Here is a 20,765-nt window from a genome sequence, read left to right as displayed (position 1 = left end):
AACCTAAAGGCGAATTAAGGGTTCCGTAAACACTTTCCCACTGCCATGATGATCCGGTCCCCTGGGGAGGGGCTGCGGGGGCCCGCGTGTTGACCGCATGCGGCATGAACGGGGATCTCTCTACTTCCTGGCTGCTTCCGGTGCGCCAGGCCTGTCGGCATGACCACCGACCGGCCTCGGCCGGCGATTCGTCATGCCTTCTTCCCGCTCGGACGAGACCGACCATCCGGACTGACCATGCAGGTAGGGCATCGACGTGCAGACAGCTCGAAGAAAACCTCAACGACGCCGCTTACAGCGGGGTGTAGCGGCCATCGCGCTTGCCACGGCTACGGCTGTGCTCGGCGGACTCGTCTCCGCCGCCCCCGCGAGCGCCGACGAACCGGGAGGCAACCCGACCGATTGGGACTTGACCAAGCGGCTCAGCCTGGGCGCGCAGGCGCGCAAGGACCGCTGCCAAGCGGGACGGGCCGTGCACTACGGCGGCCCTGAGCTCAAGTTGGTCGCGGCGGCAAAGCTCACCGGAACGGATGCCGACCTGCGCGAGTTCGTGCGTTGGGGCCACCTCGGCGTGGACTGGCAGCAGGCCGCCCAGCGCGACGACGACGCGGGACTCGCCGACCTGAACACCTTCCGGGACCGCCAGGACAAACTGAACACCAGCAACAAGCCTTATGCCGCCGTGAATGACGACGGCGGCCGGGATTACTGGGCACCCGAGTTCGGCCAGGACATCGTCTCCTTCACCCTCAGCACCCAGCGCGAACTGCACTACAAGGCGGCAGACAACCCGACGCCAAGGCCGGGCCAGGCATCGCTGGACCAGGCCAGGAAAGTACTCGACGCTTTTGACCCAGGCGATGACGAGTGGGCCGCCGCGTACAAAGAGTGGGCTGGGCGGGAACTGCTCGACACCAGCGAACTGGGCTACTCGTCGGCGAACGACGTCGCGACGTTCCTGCGGTTCGGCGGTTTCCCGACCACGGCCCCCGAGCCGGACTCGCTGGAGTTCCGCACCGAGGTCGAGGCCCTGAAGACCGCCTGGGCTGCTTGTGACAGCGCCAACCCGCTGGACGGCTACGGAGTGCTGACCGGTCCGGTCATGCAGGCGTACTCGGAATGGGAAGCGGAGTACGCCGGCCAAGCCGAGCAGCGTAAGCAGATCGTCACCGCCGAGGCGGCCGCGTCGAAGGAGACGCGGGTCGCCACTGAGGCGATGATCGAGGCGGTCCGGCAGGCTTGGCTGGCGGACCAGATCCTGTACTGGCAGAAGTACTGGGCCGCGCACAAGGATTCCCTCTTCTACCCGACGAAGGCCGAATTCACCAAGGCGACAGCGAATCTGAACGCCGCGAAGGCGGCGGCCGCGAAGCAGGTGCCCCTTGCGGACGCGGCGGCGACGCGGTCGAAGACGGCCGCGAACACGGCGAGCACTCAGCAGACGAAGGCATGGGCGATCGCGGACGCCGCGCGGCTGCCGCGCGGTCGTGGCCTGCTGCACGCGCAACAGTCGGTGCAGGTTGCGAAGGCCTCGGCAGCAGCCACCCAGGCGGCGGCGAAGGCCACGCTGACGGCGTCGAACGCGGCGAAGGCCACCGTGGCGGACTCCCAGACGCTGCTGGCACTGGCGAAGACCCAGACGCACGCGCTGAACACGGAGTTCCGCAAGACGGCGGCGCTGGAGGCGAAGGCGCAGGCCAAGGCGGCGGCTGAGTCCGCCGCCAAGCTGGCCTCTGAGGCAGCGGCCAACGCCGCCACCGCGAAAACCGCCCGTGTGACCGCCGAGAAGGCGGAGCAGACCGCAAAGACCCAGGCCGCCGAGGCGAAGCGGCAGCGCGGGATCGCCGAGGCCGAGAAGGCCACCGCCGAGCGGGAGCGGGACAACGCGGCGAGCGAGCGGGCGAAGGCGAACGCCGCCGAGGAGCGTGCGCGGGGCGAGCAGGGCAAGGCCCGCCAGGCCCGCTCCGACGCGGAGACCGCCGGTTCGACGGCGGAGGAGAAGCTGGCGGCGGCCGAGGACGCCGAGGCACGCGCGTTCACCGCGCGCAATCAGGCGGTCAAGGCTGAGCAGGAAAAGAACGCCACGGCCTCCCGAGCGGCCGCGCTGGAGTCCGCAGCCGCGGCGGCGGAGGGCACCAGCGCCGCGGCCGAGACCCGGCAGGCGGCCACGGAGGCCCGTACCGCCGCCAACGAGGCGGCGGGCGCAGCGACCCGAGCCCGCAGCGCGGCCAATGAGGCGACCACCGCCGCGGTGAACGCCCGTGCGGCGGCGACCCGTGCCGAGGGGGCGGCCAAGCGGTCCCGGTCCGCGGCCGAAGCGGCGCAGTCGGCGTACGCGAAGACGGCCGCGGCCGCCGCCACCGCGCATGCCGCGGCGGCCGAGGCGATCGTCGCCGCGGCGTCGGCGAAGGAGAACGCCAAGAAGGCGGACGCCGAGGCCAAGAAGGCTCAAGCCGCAGCGATCACCGCGCGAAAGGAAGCCACCGCGGCGGTGGCCGAGGCCGCCAAGACGGCCGTGTGGTCGGCGAAGACCGCCGGTTACGCTGCCGCCACGGCGCAGTACGCGCAGGGTGCCCGGGATGCCGCGACCGCGGTGACCAAGGCGGCCGACGAGGCGATCACCATTGGCTCCCCGTACCGCGAGAGCGACACCTCGGCGGCGTACGCCGTCCTGATCGGACAGACCTCCAAGACCCTTGCCGAGCAGCAGGCCACTGCGGCCAAGGCCAAGTCGGACGAGGCGAAGAAGGCGGCGGCGCAGGCCAAGGCACTGGCCGACAAAGCCGCCGGCGACGCGAAGATCGCCCTCCAGGCGGCGGCTGACGCCGCGGACTATGCGGTCCAGGCGGTCAACTCCGCGGCGGCGGCCAACGCTTCGGCGGCCGCGGCGGCGACCGACGCGGCAGCCGCGAAGAAGGCCGACGCGAACGCTCAGAAGTACGATGAGCAGGCGGGCACCGACGCGTTCTACGCCAACTTCGCCGCGAACGACGCCGAGTCGGCGGCCGCCCAGGCCGCCCGCGACGCCACGGAGGCCGAGAGGGACGCGTCGAGCGCCCGCTCCGCGGCGTCCGCAGCCGAGTCCGACGCGGCCGCAGCGGACCGAACCGCCACCAACGCCGAATCGGACGCGGTCAAGGCCGAGAAGGCGGCGTCCAACGCGGAGAACTCGGCGAAGGAGGCGGACGCTGCCGCCACCCGCGCCGAGGCCGAGGAGCGGGAGCGGGAACGCAAGGCCGCCCAGGCCCTGCTGGAGGCGGACGGCTCCGGGGCCGGCGCAGACCTCACGGCCGATGACGAGTCGCTGCTCCTGGACGGCTGCGGACCGGAGTGTGTCGAGGAGTTCCGGGAGGCCAGAGCACTCACCGGTCAGGGCTTCGTGGAGTGGATCAAGGCCAACGGCGCCGAGATCCTGCTTGAGTACATCGGCGTGAACGACGTCAAGCGGTGCTTCAACGAGGGGGACGTCGAAAGCTGCCTGTGGACCTTGGTGAACGCCGTGTCGGTGGCGATTCCGGTCCTCAAGTTCCCCGCGGTCGCCAAGGCCGTCGTACGCGTCGCCAGAGGCATCACCGGCTTCCTGGAGAAGTCCGTGACGGCAAAGCGGACGCTGGACAGGATGCGCACCCTCATCAAGGACATCCGTGAGGGGAAGGTGAAGACCTGTCCGGTGAAGCCCAAGGCTCTGATGGTGCCGTCCGCCACGGGCCTGACCGTGCGGCCCTCCTCGGCGCCGGCCCCTGCGGCCGCCGCCGAGTATCCGGGCGTCGGTACCATCGTGAGCCAGGACGGTGTGAGGATCCAGATCTACTCGAACGACCACGCACCGGCGCACGCGCACGTGAAGGGCAAGGGTGACGAGGTCCGCATCGGCCAGAACGGGAAGCCGCTGGCCGGCGACCCGGAACTGTCCAGGCATCAGCAGGCCGTGGTCACCGAGAACATCCGTACGATCAGGGAGAACATCCGAGTCGCCATGGAAAGGTTCAAGGCGCGTGGCTGCTGATCCTTCCCCGGCCATGGTCGAGGCGCTGCGGCACCTCGCTCGGGCCGTCGGCCGGCCCGAGGACGATGCCTCATTCGCCGACGGTCACGACCGCTGGTCCCTCTACCGTGCGGCGCTGGACACCTCCGCTGCACTGCCGCTGCTGTTCGAGGCGGTGTCCCTGGAGCCGGACGGTCCGCTGGCCTCCGGAGTCGTCGGTGAGGTACTGGAACGCGTGCCGGAGGACGAGCGCGAGCGATGGGTAGGGATCCTCCCGCCGGCGGTGCGCGACTTCTCCGCGCGCCGGGCGCGGGACCTCGGGGTCCTGGAATCGCTCCAGCGGGGCGCCGTGCCGGCGGATTCCGTCGCCGATCTCATCGACGGATGGTCCGACTGGCTTCAGGGGAGAGCGGTCCACGTGACCGCCGACCAGGACGTCCTGCGCGTGGTTTCACGAAGGGGCCGGACCAAGAGGATCAGGCAGGCCGCCGTGGACGCCCTCCGGCAGCGCTGAGCGCTCCGCTGGAAGCGCCGCGCTCGGACGGCCGCATTCACACCAGTCACCGAAGGCAAAAACTGAGGGCGCCCCCCGTCACGGGGGGCGCCCTCAGCGTCGTACAGGGTGCTTACTGCGCGGTGCCGCCGATGTGGTGGACGCGAAGCATGTTGGTGGTGCCGGCCACGCCGGGGGGCGAGCCGGCGGTGATGATGACGATCTCACCCGGGTTGAAGCGGTTGATCTTGGCGATCTCCTGGTCGACCATGTCGACCATCTCGTCCGTGGTGTTCACGAACGGCACCACGTGCGACTCCACGCCCCAGCTGAGGGTGAGCTGGTTGCGGGTGTTCTCGTCGGTGGTGAAGGCGATGATCGGCTGCGAGGCGCGGTAGCGCGACAGGCGGCGCGCGGTGTCGCCGGACTGCGTGAAGGCCACCAGGCCCCGGCCGCCGAGGAAGTCGGCGATCTCGCAGGCCGCGCGGGCGACCGAACCACCCTGGGTGCGGGGCTTCTTGCCGGGGACCAGCGGCTGCAGGCCCTTCGACATCAGCTCCTGCTCGGCCGCGACGACGATCTTCGACATCGTCTTCACGGTCTCGATCGGGTACGCGCCCACGCTCGACTCCGCCGACAGCATGACCGCGTCCGCGCCGTCCAGGATGGCGTTGGCCACGTCGGAGGCCTCGGCGCGGGTCGGGCGGGAGTTGGTGATCATCGACTCCATCATCTGGGTCGCCACGATCACCGGCTTGGCGTTGCGGCGGCACAGCTCGATGAGGCGCTTCTGCACCATCGGGACCTTCTCGAGCGGGTACTCGACGGCCAGGTCACCACGGGCCACCATGACGGCGTCGAACGCCATCACGACGCCCTCCATGTTGTCCACCGCCTGCGGCTTCTCCACCTTGGCGATGACGGGGACCCGGCGGCCCTCCTCGTCCATCACCTTGTGGACGTCGTCGACGTCCTTGGCGTCCCGCACGAAGGACAGCGCGACCATGTCGCAGCCCATGCGCAGCGCGAAACGGAGGTCCTCGACGTCCTTCTCGCTCAGCGCCGGGACGTTCACCGCCGCGCCGGGCAGGTTGATGCCCTTGTGGTCGGAGACGACACCGCCCTCGATGACGATCGTCTTGACCCGCGGGCCGTCGACGTCCAGGACCTTCAGCTCGACGTTGCCGTCGTTGATGAGGATCTGGTCGCCGCGGGAGACGTCACCGGGCAGGCCCTTGTACGTCGTCCCGCAGATGGTCTTGTCACCCGGGACGTCCTCGGCGGTGATGACGAACTCGTCACCGCGCTCCAGCTCGACCGGACCCTCGGCGAAGGTCTCCAGACGGATCTTCGGGCCCTGGAGGTCGGCGAGGACACCGATGGCCCGGCCGGTCTCCTTGGCGGCGGCACGGACGCGGTCGTACCGGCCCTGGTGCTCGGCGTGCGAGCCGTGGCTGAAGTTGAAACGGGCCACGTTCATGCCGGCTTCGATCAGCGAGACCAGCTGCTCATGGGAGTCGACCGCGGGGCCGAGAGTACAAACGATTTTCGAACGGCGCATGGGGCGATCCTATCGGTTTGTTTCGCAACGGAATATTCCGTCTGGCGGAAGATACAAATGGGCGCGGCCGCGCTCAGTTGCGGTTACTGCTCAGTTGCTTTCTTCTCCGACCAGTGCGTAGGTCTGTGTCGCGATTTCCAATTCCTCGTCCGTCGGCACCACGGCCACCGCCACCCGGGCGTCCGCCGGCGAGATCAGTCGCGGCTCGTCGCTCCGTACGGCGTTCAGCGCGTCGTCCACCGCCAGGCCCAGGGGCTCCAGGCCCGCCACGGCGGCCTCGCGCACCGGTGCCGCGTTCTCCCCGACGCCGGCCGTGAACGCGATCGCGTCCACCTGGCCGAGCACCGCGTAATAGGCGCCGATGTACTTCTTCAACCGGTGAATGTAGATGTCGAATGCGAGCTTCGCCTGTTCGTCGCCCTCGTCGACCCGGCGGCGGATCTCCCGCATGTCGTTGTCCCCGCACAACCCGATCAAACCGCTCTTCTTGTTGAGAAGAGTGTCGATCTCGTCCGTGGACATTTTGCCAACGCGCATCAAATGGAAGATGACGGCCGGGTCCATGTCTCCCGAGCGCGTACCCATCACGAGCCCCTCCAAAGGCGTCAGCCCCATGGAGGTGTCCACACACCGGCCTGCCCGGACCGCGGAGGCGCTCGCGCCGTTGCCCAGGTGCAGCACGATGACGTTGACGTCCTCCGGCGCTTTCCCGAGCAGCTTCGCCGTCGCCCGGGACACGTACGCGTGCGAGGTGCCGTGGAAGCCGTAGCGCCGGACGCGGTGCGCGTCGGCGGTCTCCACGTCGATCGCGTACCGCGCCGCCGACTCCGGCATCGTGGTGTGGAACGCGGTGTCGAAGACGGCGACCTGGGGCAGGTCCGGGCGCAGCGCCCGCGCGGTGCGGATGCCGGTGAGGTTGGCCGGGTTGTGCAGCGGGGCGACCGGGATCAGCCGCTCGATCTCGGCGAGCACGGCCTCGTCGATCACGGTCGGCTCGGTGAAGGTCTTCCCGCCGTGCACCACACGGTGGCCTATCGCGGCCAGCTCGGGGGAGTCCAGCCCGAGCCCGTCCTTCGCCAGCTCCTCCGCCACGGCCTTCAGCGCGGCGTCGTGGTCGGCGATGGGACCGGTCCACTCCCGGGACCCGCCCCCCTGCGGGGTGTGCTTCAGCCGCGAGGACTGCTCACCGATGCGCTCGACGAGCCCCATGGCCAGGCGGCTGCTGTCCCGCATGTCGAGCAGCTGGTACTTCACCGACGAGGAGCCGGAGTTGAGGACGAGGACGCGGGTGGCGCTCACAGCTGGGCAGCCTTCTCTGTCGCGACGGTCGGGTTCTGGGCCTGGATCGCCGTGATGGCGACGGTGTTGACGATGTCCGAGACCAGCGCGCCCCGGGACAGGTCGTTGACGGGCTTGCGCAGGCCCTGCAACACCGGGCCGACGGCGATCGCCCCGGCCGAACGCTGCACGGCCTTGTAGGTGTTGTTGCCCGTGTTGAGGTCGGGGAAGATCAACACGCTGGCCTGCCCCGCAACTTCGGAGCCCGGCAGCTTGGTCTCCGCAACGGTCGGCTCGACCGCGGCGTCGTACTGGATCGGCCCCTCGATCTTGAGGTCGGGCCGCCGCTGCCGTACCAGCTCGGTGGCCTCCCGCACCTTGTCGACGTCGGCGCCCGAGCCCGACGTACCGGTGGAGTACGACAGCATCGCGATCCGCGGCTCCACGCCGAACTGCTCGGCCGTCGCCGCCGACTGGATGGCGATGTCGGCGAGCTGCACGGCGTCCGGGTCGGGGTTCACGGCGCAGTCGCCGTACACCAGCACCTTGTCGGCGAGGCACATGAAGAAGACCGAGGAGACGATGTCGGCGTCCGGCTTGGTCTTGATGATCTCGAAGGCCGGGCGGATGGTGGCGGCCGTGGAGTGCACCGAGCCCGACACCATGCCGTCGGCGAGGCCCTCCTGGACCATCAGGGTGCCGAAGTAGTTCACGTCGGAGACTACGTCGTAGGCGAGCTCGACCGTGACGCCCTTGTGGGCCCTGAGGGCCGCGTACTTCTCGGCGAAGGTGTCCCGCAGCTCGGAGGCCGCCGGGTCGATCAACTGGCAGCCGCCGAGGTCGATGCCGAGGTCGGCGGCCTTCTTGCGGATCTGGTCGACCGGACCGAGCAGCGTCAGGTCGCAGACCCCCCGGCGCAGCAGGACCTCGGCCGCGTGCAGGACGCGCGGCTCGGTGCCCTCGGGGAGCACGACCCTGCGCTTGTCGGAGCGGGCCGTCTCCAGGAGCTTGTGCTCGAACATCATCGGCGTGAGGCGGTCGCTGCTCGGCGCGGAGACCCGGCGGGCGAGCTCGGCGGTGTCGGCGTACCGCTCGAAGAGACCGAGCGCGGTCTCCGCCTTGCGCGGGGTGGCCGCGTTCAGCTTCCCCTCCAGCGCGAAGAGTTCGGCGGCGGTGGGGAAGCTGTTGCCCGGCACCGAGAGCACCGGGGTGCCGGGGGCGAGGCGGGCGGCGAGGGTGAGGACCTCGTCGCTCGGCACCTCGTTCAGGGTGAGCAGCACACCGGCTATCGGCGGGGTCCCGGCGCTGTGCGCGGCGAGCGAGCCGACGACCAGGTCCGCGCGGTCGCCCGGGGTGACCACGAGGCAGCCCGGGGTCAGGGCGTTCAGGAAGTTCGGCAGCATCGCGCCGCCGAACACGAAGTCCAGCGCGTCCCGTGCGAGCCCGGAGTCGTCGCCGAGGATCACCTTCGCGCCGAGCGCCTGGCCGATCTGGGCGACGGTGGGCGCGGCGAGCGCGGGCTCGTCCGGCACGACATAGCAGGGCACGGGCATCCGCCCCCGGAGCCGCTCGGCGATCTTGTCCCGGTCCTCCCGGGTCACCCGGTTGGTGACCATGGCGAGGACATCGCAGCCCAGGCTGTCGTAGGCCCGGTAGGCGTTACGGGTCTCGGCGAGCACCGACTCGGCGGGCTGCGCGCGGCCGCCCACGACCGGGATCACGGAGGCGCCGAACTCGTTGGCGAGGCGGGCGTTGAGCGCCAGCTCGTCCGGGAGCTGGGTGTCGGCGAAGTCGGTGCCGAGGACCAGGACGACGTCGAAGTCGCGGGCCACCACGTGGAAGCGGTCGACGAGCGTGGAGACCAGCTCGTCGGTGCCGCGTTCGGCCTGCAGCGCGGAGGCCTCGTGGTAGTCGAGGCCGTAGACGGTGGCCGGGTCCTGGGAGAGCCGGTAGCGGGCGCGCAGCAGCTCGAAGAGCCGGTCGGGACTGTGGTGCACCAGCGGCCGGAACACCCCCACCCGGTCGACCTGGCGGGTCAGCAGCTCCATGACCCCCAGCTCGACGACCTGGCGGCCGTCGCCGCGGTCGATCCCGGTCACGTACACGCTGCGGGTCACGCCTGATCTCCGTTCATCGCCTACGAAAACTCGCGTCATGAAAATCGCCCACCGAGGTGAGCGGAAACCCTCTTGACAGTACCCCGATCGATGGATAAGGCGCCCGTCAGCACGGGATGCGACGGGGCTCCGCGGGACGTGAAAGAATCGGGACAGGCTCACCGGTATCAACAGCGAGCAGGAGACACAGCACGATGCGCATCGGAGTTCTCACCGCCGGCGGCGACTGCCCGGGTCTGAACGCAGTGATCCGGTCGGTCGTGCACCGAGCGGTCGACAATTACGGCGACGAGGTCATCGGCTTCGAGGACGGCTACTCCGGCCTCCTGGACGGCCGCTACCGCGCCCTCGACCTGGACAGCGTCAGCGGCATCCTGGCGCGCGGCGGCACCATCCTCGGCTCCTCCCGGCTGGAGCGCGACCGGCTGCGCGAGGCGTGCGAGAGCGCCTCCGACATGATCCACGAGTTCGGCATCGACGCGCTGATCCCGATCGGCGGCGAGGGCACGCTGACCGCCGCCCGCATGCTGTTCGACGCCGGTCTCCCGGTCGTCGGCGTCCCGAAGACGATCGACAACGACATCTCCTCCACCGACCGCACCTTCGGCTTCGACACCGCGGTCGGGGTCGCCACCGAGGCCATGGACCGCCTCAAGACCACCGCCGAGTCCCACCAGCGCGTGATGGTCGTCGAGGTCATGGGCCGGCACGCGGGCTGGATCGCCCTGGAGTCCGGCATGGCCGCCGGTGCCCACGGCATCTGCCTGCCCGAGCGCCCCTTCGACCCGGCCGACCTGGTCAAGATGGTCGAGGAGCGTTTCGCCCGCGGCAAGAAGTTCGCGGTCGTCTGCGTCGCCGAGGGCGCCCACCCCGCCGAGGGCAGCATGGACTACGGCACGGGTGAGATCGACAAGTTCGGCCACGAGCGCTTCCAGGGCATCGGTACGGCGCTGGCGTACGAACTGGAGCGCCGCCTCGGCAAGGAGGCCAAGCCGGTCATCCTCGGTCACGTCCAGCGCGGTGGCGTACCCACCGCGTACGACCGGGTCCTCGCCACCCGCTTCGGCTGGCACGCGGTGGAGGCCGCGCACCGGGGCGAGTTCGGCAGGATGACCGCGCTCAAGGGCACCGAGATCGTGATGGTGCCGCTCGCGGAGGCGGTCACGGAACTGAAGACGGTCCCGAAGGACCGGATGGACGAGGCGGAGTCGGTCTTCTAGGCCTTCCACCTGCGTTTACGGCCGTCTCTCGACCGCCTCCCAAAACCGCTCCACGATCTCGTCCAGGAACTCCTGGCCGGCCTCGCCGGACCGTTCGCCGCCCCCGCCCCAGCTCAGGGTGGACACCATCTGCCCCTGGTACTGCCGGTGCAGATCCATCAGGGTCTCCTCCACCAGGCGCCGGTCCAGGGGCACGATCTTCGCCACCTGACGGACGTAGGCCTGCCAGCGGGTGCTGACCGCGCCGCGCAGGCATTCGGCGAGCCGCTTCTCGCGTCCCGTGACGGCGACGAAGTCCGGCAGGGTCAGCTCCAGCAGCTCGGCGAGGGCGGCGGACTGGCGGTCGGTGCCGCGCCACTCGTCGCGCTCCTCCATGCCGAGATAGACGAGCAGTTCGACCCCCACGGCACGGGCGACGTCCTCGGGGGCGATGCCGCGCGAGACGCGGTGCTCGCGCAGGGTGCGGGGGCGGCCTATGAGTTCACCGGGGGAGCACCACAACACACCGGCGAGCGCGGTGAGTTCCGGGCTGGTGGGACAGACGATCCCGCGCTCCCAGGCGAGCACGAGATCCGGGGTGACGTAGGGGAGCCCGTAGGAGACGCGCAGCCCGTAGGCCACGTGCTCGGGACCCATGCCGAGCGCGACACGGAGTCTGCGGGCGGTGAGGTTGTCGAAGGGCGGTCCGGGCTGGTTCGGCAGGGCGGGGGGTCGGCGCACGGGCCACAAGCTAGGGGTGCCGGAGTGCGGTGACTACGGTCTGTTCGGCCAGGATCACGGATTGTAGGAACCTACGGTTTCGGCCGTGGGTTCGGGCTGGCCGAAGATCGTCTGTCGGGGGCGCGGGCACGGTGGCGAGGATGGCGCCGGGTGCCCGGACGGGTGGCCGGAAAGAGGTGTGATCTTCGTGTACGAAGTGAATGGCAAGGTAGAGGGGCATATTCGCGAGCGGCTGCTGGCGCCGAACTTCTGGCACCTCGCGACGGTCGGTCCGGACGGCGCGCCGCAGGTCTCGCCCATGTGGGCGGACCTCGAAGGTGAGTACGTCATGGTCAACACGGCGATCGGACGTGTGAAGGAGGAAAACCTGCGGCGCAATCCGAACGTTTCCCTCTCCCACCACGACCCCGAGAACCCCTACGACCGGGTCGAGATCCGGGGCCGAGTGGTGCGGTTCGTGGAGGGCGAGGAGGCGGAACGCTCCATGGACCGGCTCACCCGGAAGTACATCGGCGAGGAACGGTACCCGTGGCTGCTCGCGGGGGAGCGCCGGGTGATGCTGCTGATCGAGCCGGTGCGGGTGCGCAGGGTGGTGGGCGTGGAACCGTTCCGCCCCGGGGTGCTGCCCGAGGAGTGAGACCGCGGCCGGCCCCTCCTCGCACCCACCGGTACCCGGCACCTAGCAGTCGGCCCGAGCAACCTGGGTCGGCGCCCCGGCCGGCTTCGCAGCACATGCCGTTGTGGCCGGGCAGGGTTGTGTGGGCCCGTGTCGGTCGTGCCGGGCTTTGGGGGTTGGGTGCCCGTGGGGCGGGGGCGGTGGATTCCGCCGGCGCCTGGTTAGTGCCCCCGCGCTCCCTGGGCCGGCGCCCCGGCCGACTTCGTGGAACGCCGTCCGTTTCAGGTCCGGGTCCAGCCGGGCTGTCCGGTGGGGCGGGGTCGGAGACTGGGTCGGTGGTTTCCGCCCGCGCCTGGCTATTGCCCCCTGCATCCTGGGCCGGCGGCCCGGCCGGCTTCGTGGAACGGCGCCCGCTTCCAGGTCCGGGTCCAGCCGAGCAGGGTTGCGTGGGCCCGTGTCGGTCGTGCCGGGCTCTGGGAGCTGGCTGCCGGTCGGGCGGGCTCGGCCGCGGGGTCGCAACCCGGTGAACTTCGTCGGCGCGTGGCAGTCGGCTTCCGTTCCTTGGGCTCGCGTCGCGGTCGATGTCGTGGGACGTGCCCGTCTTAAGGTCCGGGGCGGCCCAAGCCGGCTTCGTAGACCGCCCGTCTCCAGGTCTGGGTGCGGTCGGGCAGGGGTTCTGTGGGCCGGTGCGGGTCGTGCCGGGCTTTGGGGGTTGGGTGCCGGTGGGGCGGGGGCGGTGGGCTGGTCCCCGGTGAACTTCGTCGGTGGATGGCAGTCGGATTTCGTGCCCTGGGCCCGTGGCGCGGTCGATGGCGTGGAACGGTGTCCGTTTCCAGGTCCGGGTCCATTCCCCTTCGGGCACGCCTCGAAGCAGCCTGCTCTCGGCCCCCGGCCCGACCAGGTGCCCCATCTCGGCAGCCCACCCTGGTGTGGTCGGCAAGCCTGCTTTCGGGTGCGGGATTTCGGACCCTGAGGGCGTGATCCCCACGGTCACCCCTTGACCGCCCCGCCCAGTGCGAACCCGCCTCCCAACCGCCGCGCGACCAGCACGTACAGCAGGATCACCGGGGTCGAGTAGACGATCGAGAACGCGGCGAGCTGACCGTAGGCCACCATTCCGCGGTTGCCGAAGAACTCGTTGATGCTGACGGACGCCGGCATCTGGTCCGGGGTGAGCAGCAGCATGAACGGGACGAAGAAGTTGCCCCACATCATGACGAAGGAGAAGACGGTCACGACCGCGACTCCGGGGCCCATGAGGGGCAGCACGATCCGGATCAGGGACTGGAGGGAACCCGCGCCGTCCGTCCAGGCCGCTTCCTCCAGTTCCTTCGGCACGCCGTCCATGAAGTTCTTCATCAGCCAGATGGCGAAGGGAAGTTGGGAGGCGGCGAAGAACAGGATCGTGCCCTGGAGGGTGTCGATCAGGTCGACCTGCACGAAGAGGGCGTAGACCGGAACCATGATCGCCGTGATGGGCAGACTGGTCGCGAAGAGGATCGACAGCAGGAACGGCCGGTTGAGGCGGGAGCGGAAGCGGGACAGGGGATAGGCCGCGAGGGCCGCGCAGACCACCGTCAGCAAGGTCGCCCCACCGCACAGGATCAGGCTGTTGAGCAACGGCGTGAAGGTGATCTCCGAGGTCAGGATCGCGTCGAAGTTCCCGAGCGTGACACCGTCGGGAACCTTCACCCGCAGGTCGGCATGCGGGTCCAGCGCCGACAGGACCACCCAGGCGAGCGGCAGCACAAACGCGGCGGCGACCACCAACAGCCCCGCGTCGGCGGCCAGTCGGCGGTTGCGGCGGCGGTCGGCGAGCGGTGTCCTGGCCACCGTCACACCTCCGTCCGCAGCAGGCGCATGTAGACCACGGAGAAGACGGACCCCACCAGGAGCAGCAGCAGCGCCACCGCGGTGCCGTAGCCGATCATGCTGTTCTGGAAGGCCTGTTCGTACATGAACAGGGGCAGCGTCTGGCTCTTGTCGCCCGGACCGCCCCTGGTCATCACCCAGATCAGCCCGAACACCGAGAGCGTCTGGAGGGTGTTCAGCATCAGGTTCGTACCGATGGAACGCCGGATCATGGGCAGGGTGATGTGCCACATCCGGCGCCAGCCACCCGCGCCGTCGACCTCGGCGGCCTCCGTGATCTCCTTCGGGATCTCGTTCAGCGCCGCCGAGTAGACCAGCATCGAGAAGGCCGTCCCCCGCCACACGTTCGCGAAGGACACCGCCAGGATCGGCAGCGTGAACAGCCAGTTCTGGGACGGGAGATGGAGCAGGTCGAGCAGGGTGTTCAGGGTGCCCTCCTTGCGGAAGAACGCGTAGAGGAGAAAGCCAGCGACCACCTCGGGGAGGACCCACGCGGTGATGACGATGCCACCCGTGAGCGTGCGCACGGGCTTCGAGGCGCGCTGCATCAGCGCAGCGAGGGCCAGCCCCAGCGTGTTCTGCCCGAGCAGCGAGGACACGACCGTGAACACCAGTGTCAGCCATACGGCGTTGAGGAACTCCTCGTCCCGGAAGGCCGTGCGGAAGTTCTCGAAGCCGACGAAGGACGACTGCGCCTGGCCGGTCAACTGCAGGTCGGTGAAGGCGATCCAGGCGCAGTAGGCGATCGGGCCGGCCAGGAAAAGGAGCAGCAGGACGAGCGCGGGGGTGACGGGGAGGGCCCGGGTGAGGGAGCGCGGGATCACTTTTCGATCACTTGGTTGTTCGTGGCCTCCTTGAGCGAGTCGTCGTACCCCTTCACCGCGTCCTCGACGGAGAGGTCCCCGGTCGTCACGCCCTCCATCGCCTCCTGGATCGCGGTGGAGACCCTCGGATACGCCGGGTAGGCGGGCCGGTAGTGGGTGCTCACGACCAGATCGGTGAAGAACTTGATGCCGGGCTGGGCCTTGGCGTACGCCGGGTCCGCGGCCACGTCCTCGCGTACGGAGATACCGGAGTTGGCGACGTACCACTTCTGCGCGTTGGCCTTGGTCTGCATGGTCTTCACGAACTCGAAGGCGAGATCAGGGTTGCCCGCCTTGGCCGGGACCGCCCAGGTCCAGCCGCCGGACATGCTCACCTTGCCGGGGGCCTGCCCGTGCTGGGTCGGCATGTACGCGAGCCCCAACTCGCTGGACCACTCCGGCCATTCGTGACCGCTGCCGGGCAGCCAGTCCTGCGGGAGCCAGGAGCCGTCCAGGTCGATGCCGAGCTTGCCCTTGGGGAGCAGGTCGCCGCGGACGATGGTCTGGATGTTGGGGTCGAGGGCGGTGGAGACGTCCGGGCCGAGCTTCTCCCGGTAGACCGTCTCGACGAAGGAGAGGGCGTCCTCGAAGCCCTGGCTGCCGGCGACCCACTTCTTGGCGGAGTCGTCGTACAGCCGGTCCTCGGTCCCGTAGAGCAGCATCTCGAAGCCCTGCATGGTGGCGGCCTCGCCCGCGGGCTTGCCGGTGTAGACGTTGAGGGGCGTGACGTCCGGGACCCTGCGCTTGATGGTGCGGGCCGCGTCGAGGACCTCGTCCCAGGTCTTCGGCTGCCAGTCCGCGGGCAGGCCCGCCTTGGCGAAGATGCCCTTGTCGAACCAGAGCCCGCGGGTGTCGGTGCCGTCCGGGACGCCGTACGTCTTCCCGTCCTCGGCCTTGGCGGCGGCCTTCGCGGTGTCGATGAACCGGTTCCAGTCCGGCCACTTGGCGAGATAGGCGTCGAGCGGTTTCAAGTACCCGCTGGTGATGTCGGAGTTGATGAGGAAGGTGTCCTCATAGACCAGGTCGGGCGCGGTCTTCGCGGAGCGGAGCATCTGCTGGAGCTTGGTGTAGTACTCCGAGTCCGGGGCCTTGATCGGGACGAGCTCGGCCTTCTTGCCCGGGTTCGCCTTCTCGAACTGCTTCTTGATGTCCGCGAGATAGTCGTCCATCACGTGGATCGAGTTGTCCGTGGACTGCTTGAACGAGATCCTCACGGTGTCCGGATCACTGCCGGAACCGCCGCCGCAGGCGGTGAGGGCGGATGCGGCGAGGGCGAGGGCGGTGGCGAGAAAGGCGGTCCTAGCGGCGGTGGGGCGCACGGGCATGACCTCCTGCGGGCGCACGTCGTTGTGGCGCGGGGTGGTTGCCCGGTGACGGTAGGAGGAGTGGTCTAGTCAGGTCAATGAGCGTGCACGGCTTGGCCGTTGCGGGACCTTGGCCTACTGCTGCCCCTTGACCCACCGGTACTGCAACTCCGGCCGGCCCACCGTCCCGTACTGCGGACTGCGGGCCGCCCGGCCCGCGTCGACCAGATGCTCCAGGTAGCGGCGGGCCGTGATCCGGGAGATGCCGACCACCTCGGCCAGGCCGGTCGCCGTGAGCCCCTCCGCGCAGTCCCGCAGGGCCACCGTCACCCGCTCCAGCGTCGGCGAGCTGAGCCCTTTGGGCAGGGCGGCCGGGCCCGGCGCCCGGAGCGTGGCCAGCGCGCGGTCCACCTCGTCCTGACCGCTCGCCTCACCGGCCGACGCGTGGAACTCCGCGTACCGGATCAGCCGGTCCCGCAGGGTGGCGAAGGTGAACGGCTTCAGCACGTACTGCACGACCCCCAGCGAGACGCCCTCCCGCACGACCGTCAGATCCCGGGCCGACGTCACCGCGATCACGTCCGCCTGATGCCCGGCCGCGCGCAGCGAACGGGCCAGCTGGAGGCCGTGCCCGTCCGGCAGGTGCAGATCGAGCAGGAGCAGGTCTACGGCCGTACGGTCCAGCAGACGCCGGGCCTCGGCGCCGGTGTGGGCCTTGCCGACGGCTGTGAAGCCGGGGACCCGGTTGACGTACAGGACATGCGCGTCGGCGGCGACCGGATCGTCCTCGACGACCAGCACACGGATGGGCTGCGAGGTGGTCATACATCGCCTCCGGGAACCTTGGCACCGTCGGGGACCGGGGGGCCGAGGGGGGTCGGGGGGCCATCCGGGGGTGTGGCGTTCTTGGGGGTTGCGGAGCTTTTCCGGTTCGGGGGGCGTTCCGGGACGGTGGTGCCGTCGGTGGTCGTGGAGCTTCCCGGGTCGGCGGAGGAGGCTTCCGGGGTGCCGGCGTGTGCGGTGGAGCCTGTTGGACCGGTGGAGCCCTGCGGGAGGGCGAGGCTTCCGGTGGCCGAGGAGCCTGCCGGGCTCGCGGGACCTTCCGGGGCGGTGGCGTCGGCGGTGGTCGTGGAGCCTGCCGGGCTCGCCGACCCTTCCGAGACCGTGGCGCTCTCGGCGGCCGTAGGGCCTCCCGCGCCCCCGGGGCCCCGGAAACCTGTGGTGCCTCCGGAGCCCTCGGCCCGGTCTCGGGCGGTGAGCGGTTCTTCCTGGCCTCGGGCGGGGAGGGGTATCTCCTGGTTCCGGGCGGGGAGCCGTTCATCCTGGCCTCCGGCGGGGAGGGGTTCCTCCTGGCGTCCGGCGGGGAACTCCTGGCCTCCGGCAGGGAGGAGTACCTCCTGGTCCCCGGCGGGGAGGGGTTCCTCCTGGCCTCCGGCGGGGAGGGGTTCCTCCTGGCCTCCGGCGGGGAGGGGTTCCTCCTGGCCTCCGGCGGGGAGGGGTTCCTCCTGGCCTCCGGCGGGAAGCCGTACTCCCTGATCCCCTGCAGGCACCCGTATCTCCTGGTCCCCCAGTGGCAGTCGTACCTCGAACTCGGCGCCGCCCCCCTCCGCCTCCGCCACCGTCAGTGTTCCCTTGCAGCGGTTGACCGTCTGGCGGACGAGTGCGAGGCCCAGTCCGCGCCCTCCCGGTCCCGCCGGCTTCGTCGAGAAGCCGCGCTGGAAGACCGCCTCGGCGTGGGCCGGGTCGACGCCCGCGCCGGTGTCCGCGACCCGCAGGACCAGCCCGCGGCCCGCCGTGTCCGCCGTGTCCGCTGTGCCGGGGGTACCGGCTGTGCCCGCCGTGTACGCCGTCACCGTCACCCGCGCCCGCGCGCTGCCCTGCGCCGCGTCCACCGCGTTGTCGATGAGGTTGCCGAGGATCGTGACCAGGTCCCGGGCGGGGAGGCTCTCCGGCAGCAACCCGTCGTCCAGCCGGCTGTCCTCCGACACGACCAGCTCCACACCCCGCTCGTTCGCCTGCGCGGTCTTGCCCAGCAGCAGGGCGGCCAGCACGGGCTCGCCGACCGCCGCCACGACCTGGTCGGTCAGTGCCTGCGCCAGCTCCAGTTCGGCGGTCGCGAAGTCCACCGCCTGTTCCGCGCGGCCCAGTTCGATCAGGGAGACGACCGTGTGCAGCCGGTTCGCCGCCTCGTGGGCCTGGGAGCGCAGGGCCTGGGTGAAGCCGCGCTCGGAGTCCAACTCGCCCATCAGGGACTGGAGTTCGGTCACGTCGCGAAGGGTGACCACGGTGCCGCGCTGCTCTCCGCCGGAGACCGGGGAGGTGTTGACGACCAGGACGCGTGTGGACGTCAGATGGACCTCGTCGACCCGTGGCTCGGAGGAGAGCAGCGCACCCGTCAGCGGCGCCGGCAGCCCGAGGTCCGCCACCGACCGCCCGATCACCTCGTCCTGCGGGGACACACCCAGCAACTCCCGTCCACCGTCGTTGATCAGCGCGACACGGTACTGCCCGTCCAGCATCAGCAGCCCCTCGCGTACCGCGTGCAGGGCGGCCTGGTGGTAGTCGTGCATCCTGCTGAGCTCGGCCGCGTTCATGCCGTGGGTGTGCCGGCGCAGCCGGGCGTTGACGACGTAGGTGCCGATCGCGCCGAGCGCGAGCGCGCCGCCCGCGACCGCGAGCAGAGCGGTGAGCTGGCCCTGCACCCGCTCGCTGATCTTCGCGACCTGTATGCCGGCGCTGACCAGGCCGATGACCTTCCCGTCCTCGTCCTTGATCGGGGTGACCGCCCGCACCGAGGCGCCCAGCGTGCCCGTGTAGGTCTCCGTGAAGGTGTGGCCCTTGAGGGCCCGCTCGGTGTTGCCGAGGAAGTGCCTGCCGATCTGGTCCTTGTCGGGGTGGGTCCAGCGGATGCCCTGCGGACTCATGATCGTGACGAAGTCGACCCCGGTGTCGGCCATCACCCTGAGCGCGTACGGCTGAAGTTCGACCGTCGGCTTCGGCGTACGGATCGCCTCCCGCACGGACGGCGAGTCCGCGACCGCCCGCGCCACGGCCCTGGCCTGACTGCGCGCCGCCTCCTCGGCCTGGCCCCGGTCACTGACGTACGTGAACAGCGCGTACCCCGCCACGACCACGGCGATCAGCACCGCCTGCATGGCGAAGAGCTGGGCCGCGAGGCTCCGGGGTCTCGGTACGGGGATGCGCATGGTCTCAGTCTGCCTCCCTGGCTGATTGTGAACTAAATGAACGGAAGGGTGACCGCCCTCACAGGGCGGGAGATAGTCACGGCATTCCTTCAATAGCCCGGACGTGAGCCGCACGCCGGTCAATCCGACGAAGACGTCAAGGAGGGCAGCCGTGGCCGCCAGCACCCCCGATACGGCACCCACAGTCAAAAAGGACCGCACGCACTACCTGTACATCGCGGTGATCGTCGCGGTTGCCCTGGGTATCACCGTCGGCCTGGTCGCACCCGACTTCGCGGTCGAGCTGAAGCCGATCGGCACCGGGTTCGTGAACCTGATCAAGATGATGATCTCGCCGATCATCTTCTGCACGATCGTCCTCGGTATCGGATCGGTGCGGAAGGCCGCCAAGGTCGGCGCCGTCGGCGGTATCGCGCTGCTCTACTTCACGATCATGTCGCTGGTCGCGCTGGGCATCGGCCTGGTCGTCGGCAACATCCTGGACCCGGGTACCGGCCTCGCCGTGACCGACGCGGTCAAGGACGTCGGCCATGCGCAGGTCAGCGCGGAGGCCAAGGACACCACCGAGTTCCTGCTCGGCATCATCCCGACGACCTTCGTCTCCGCCTTCACCGAGGGCGAGGTGCTCCAGACCCTGCTGGTCGCCCTGCTGGTCGGGTTCGCGCTGCAGGCCATGGGTCCGGTCGGAGCGCCGGTCCTGCGCGGTGTCGAGCACATCCAGCGGCTGGTCTTCCGGGTCCTCGCCATGGTGATGTGGGCGGCCCCGGTCGGCGCCTTCGGTGCGATGGCCGCCGTCGTCGGTTCGGCGGGCGTGGACGCGCTCAAGGATCTCGCGCTTCTGATGGTCGGCTTCTACATCACGTGCTTCCTGTTCGTCTTCATCGTGCTCGGCACGCTGCTGCGGCTCGTCGCGGGCCTGAACATCCTGACGCTCTTCAAGTACCTGGGTCGCGAGTTCCTGCTGATCCTGTCGACCTCCTCCTCCGAGTCCGCGCTGCCGCGGGTCATCGCGAAGATGGAGCACCTGGGCGTCAGCAAGCCGGTGGTCGGCATCACCATCCCGACCGGCTACTCGTTCAACCTCGACGGCACCATGATCTACATGACCATGTCCTCGCTGTTCATCGCCGACGCCATGGGTACGCCGATGTCGATCGGCGAGCAGATCCCGCTGCTGCTGTTCCTGTTCGTCGCCTCGAAGGGTGCCGCCGGTGTCACCGGCGCCGGTCTCGCGACCCTGGCCGGCGGTCTCCAGTCGCACAAGCCCGCCCTGGTGGACGGCATCGGCCTCATCGTGGGCATCGACCGCTTCATGAGCGAGGCGCGCGCCCTGACCAACTTCGCGGGCAACGCCGTCGCCACCGTCCTGATCGGCACCTGGACCAAGGAGATCGACCGCGAGCGCGTCGGCCAGGTGCTGGCCGGTCACCTGCCCTTCGACGAGACGACGCTCCTCGACCACGATGACGAGGCCCCGGCGGCGGACATCCCCGAGCAGGGCGGCGAGAAGGAGCTGGCCAAGGCCTGAGG

Annotated in this window: 13 protein-coding genes and 1 pseudogene; 5 read left to right on the top strand and 9 right to left on the bottom strand. The window is 69.9% G+C overall.

Annotated features, from left to right (window positions below):
- Positions 1–337: 337 nt before the first annotated feature.
- Together D1369_RS12575 and D1369_RS12570 are read left to right on the top strand one after the other, a co-directional pair.
- On the top strand, positions 338–4,006 hold the full coding sequence (locus D1369_RS12575) for a DUF4160 domain-containing protein (RefSeq protein ID WP_118082452.1): 3,669 nt from the start codon (positions 338–340) through the stop codon (positions 4,004–4,006).
- A complete protein-coding gene (locus D1369_RS12570) occupies positions 3,996–4,499 on the top strand; it encodes a hypothetical protein (RefSeq protein WP_007384777.1) in 504 nt (167 codons plus the stop codon). Before D1369_RS12575 ends, D1369_RS12570 begins: the two co-directional genes overlap by 11 nt.
- Positions 4,500–4,611: 112 nt before the next feature.
- Here the strand turns inward: D1369_RS12570 and pyk are convergent, their stop codons facing one another.
- The 3 genes from pyk to pta all read right to left on the bottom strand — a co-directional run bounded on the left by pyk (position 4,612) and on the right by pta (position 9,434).
- Positions 4,612–6,039 carry a pyruvate kinase gene (gene pyk / locus D1369_RS12565; RefSeq protein ID WP_007384778.1) on the bottom strand — a complete coding sequence of 476 codons (1,428 nt, stop codon included), beginning with the start codon at positions 6,037–6,039 and terminating at the stop codon, positions 4,612–4,614.
- 90 nt (positions 6,040–6,129) lie between these two features.
- Positions 6,130–7,338 (bottom strand): acetate kinase, encoded by a 1,209-nt coding sequence (locus D1369_RS12560; RefSeq protein ID WP_007384779.1) that lies wholly within the window; start codon positions 7,336–7,338, stop codon positions 6,130–6,132.
- Positions 7,335–9,434 carry a phosphate acetyltransferase gene (pta, locus tag D1369_RS12555; RefSeq protein ID WP_007384780.1) on the bottom strand — a complete coding sequence of 700 codons (2,100 nt, stop codon included), beginning with the start codon at positions 9,432–9,434 and terminating at the stop codon, positions 7,335–7,337. Before pta ends, D1369_RS12560 begins: the two co-directional genes overlap by 4 nt.
- Before the next feature lie 194 nt (positions 9,435–9,628).
- Between pta and D1369_RS12550 the strand changes: the two genes are divergently transcribed.
- Positions 9,629–10,654 (top strand): ATP-dependent 6-phosphofructokinase, encoded by a 1,026-nt coding sequence (locus tag D1369_RS12550; protein ID WP_007384781.1) that lies wholly within the window; start codon positions 9,629–9,631, stop codon positions 10,652–10,654.
- A 15-nt stretch (positions 10,655–10,669) separates the two neighbouring features.
- Here the strand turns inward: D1369_RS12550 and D1369_RS12545 are convergent, their stop codons facing one another.
- A complete protein-coding gene (locus D1369_RS12545) occupies positions 10,670–11,374 on the bottom strand; it encodes a helix-turn-helix transcriptional regulator (protein ID WP_086023223.1) in 705 nt (234 codons plus the stop codon).
- A 178-nt stretch (positions 11,375–11,552) separates the two neighbouring features.
- Here D1369_RS12545 and D1369_RS12540 point away from each other — a divergent pair, with 178 nt between their 5' ends.
- The gene (locus tag D1369_RS12540; RefSeq protein WP_007384783.1) at positions 11,553–12,011 is read left to right on the top strand and encodes a PPOX class F420-dependent oxidoreductase; all 459 of its coding nucleotides are present in this window, start codon (positions 11,553–11,555) and stop codon (positions 12,009–12,011) included.
- A 969-nt stretch (positions 12,012–12,980) separates the two neighbouring features.
- Here D1369_RS12540 and D1369_RS12535 read toward each other — a convergent pair.
- The 5 genes and pseudogenes from D1369_RS12535 to D1369_RS12515 form a co-directional block, all read right to left on the bottom strand.
- Complete coding sequence (locus tag D1369_RS12535) at positions 12,981–13,823, bottom strand: carbohydrate ABC transporter permease (RefSeq protein ID WP_037901461.1); 843 nt, start codon at positions 13,821–13,823, stop codon at positions 12,981–12,983.
- Positions 13,824–13,825: 2 nt separating this feature from the next.
- Positions 13,826–14,686, bottom strand: a complete 861-nt coding sequence (locus tag D1369_RS12530; protein ID WP_007384785.1) for a sugar ABC transporter permease — start codon at positions 14,684–14,686, stop codon at positions 13,826–13,828.
- Positions 14,683–16,050, bottom strand: coding sequence for an extracellular solute-binding protein (locus D1369_RS12525; protein ID WP_037901463.1), 1,368 nt, complete (start codon positions 16,048–16,050; stop codon positions 14,683–14,685). Before D1369_RS12525 ends, D1369_RS12530 begins: the two co-directional genes overlap by 4 nt.
- 114 nt (positions 16,051–16,164) lie before the next feature.
- Positions 16,165–16,854, bottom strand: coding sequence for a response regulator (locus tag D1369_RS12520; RefSeq protein WP_007384787.1), 690 nt, complete (start codon positions 16,852–16,854; stop codon positions 16,165–16,167).
- A 743-nt stretch (positions 16,855–17,597) separates the two neighbouring features.
- Positions 17,598–19,235: pseudogene (locus D1369_RS12515) on the bottom strand (sensor histidine kinase); the annotation flags it as partial.
- A 151-nt stretch (positions 19,236–19,386) separates the two neighbouring features.
- Between D1369_RS12515 and D1369_RS12510 the strand changes: the two are divergent.
- The gene (locus D1369_RS12510; RefSeq protein ID WP_007384789.1) at positions 19,387–20,763 is read left to right on the top strand and encodes a C4-dicarboxylate transporter DctA; all 1,377 of its coding nucleotides are present in this window, start codon (positions 19,387–19,389) and stop codon (positions 20,761–20,763) included.
- The last annotated feature ends 2 nt before the right edge of the window (positions 20,764–20,765 follow it).

Origin of the sequence: Streptomyces sp. CC0208, assembly GCF_003443735.1 — a bacterium.
Taxonomy (GTDB): Bacteria; Actinomycetota; Actinomycetes; order Streptomycetales; family Streptomycetaceae; genus Streptomyces; species Streptomyces sviceus.
This window is presented reverse-complemented; position numbering and strand designations above follow the sequence as displayed.

Bases quoted from the DNA above. Each gene is read 5' to 3' on its own strand.
- D1369_RS12525 (WP_037901463.1), bottom strand. From the start codon at position 16,050: ATGCCCGTGCGCCCCACCGCCGCTAGGACCGCCTTTCTCGCCACCGCC.
- pyk (WP_007384778.1), bottom strand. From the start codon at position 6,039: ATGCGCCGTTCGAAAATCGTTTGTACTCTCGGCCCCGCGGTCGACTCC.
- D1369_RS12550 (WP_007384781.1), top strand. From the start codon at position 9,629: ATGCGCATCGGAGTTCTCACCGCCGGCGGCGACTGCCCGGGTCTGAAC.
- D1369_RS12520 (WP_007384787.1), bottom strand. From the start codon at position 16,854: ATGACCACCTCGCAGCCCATCCGTGTGCTGGTCGTCGAGGACGATCCG.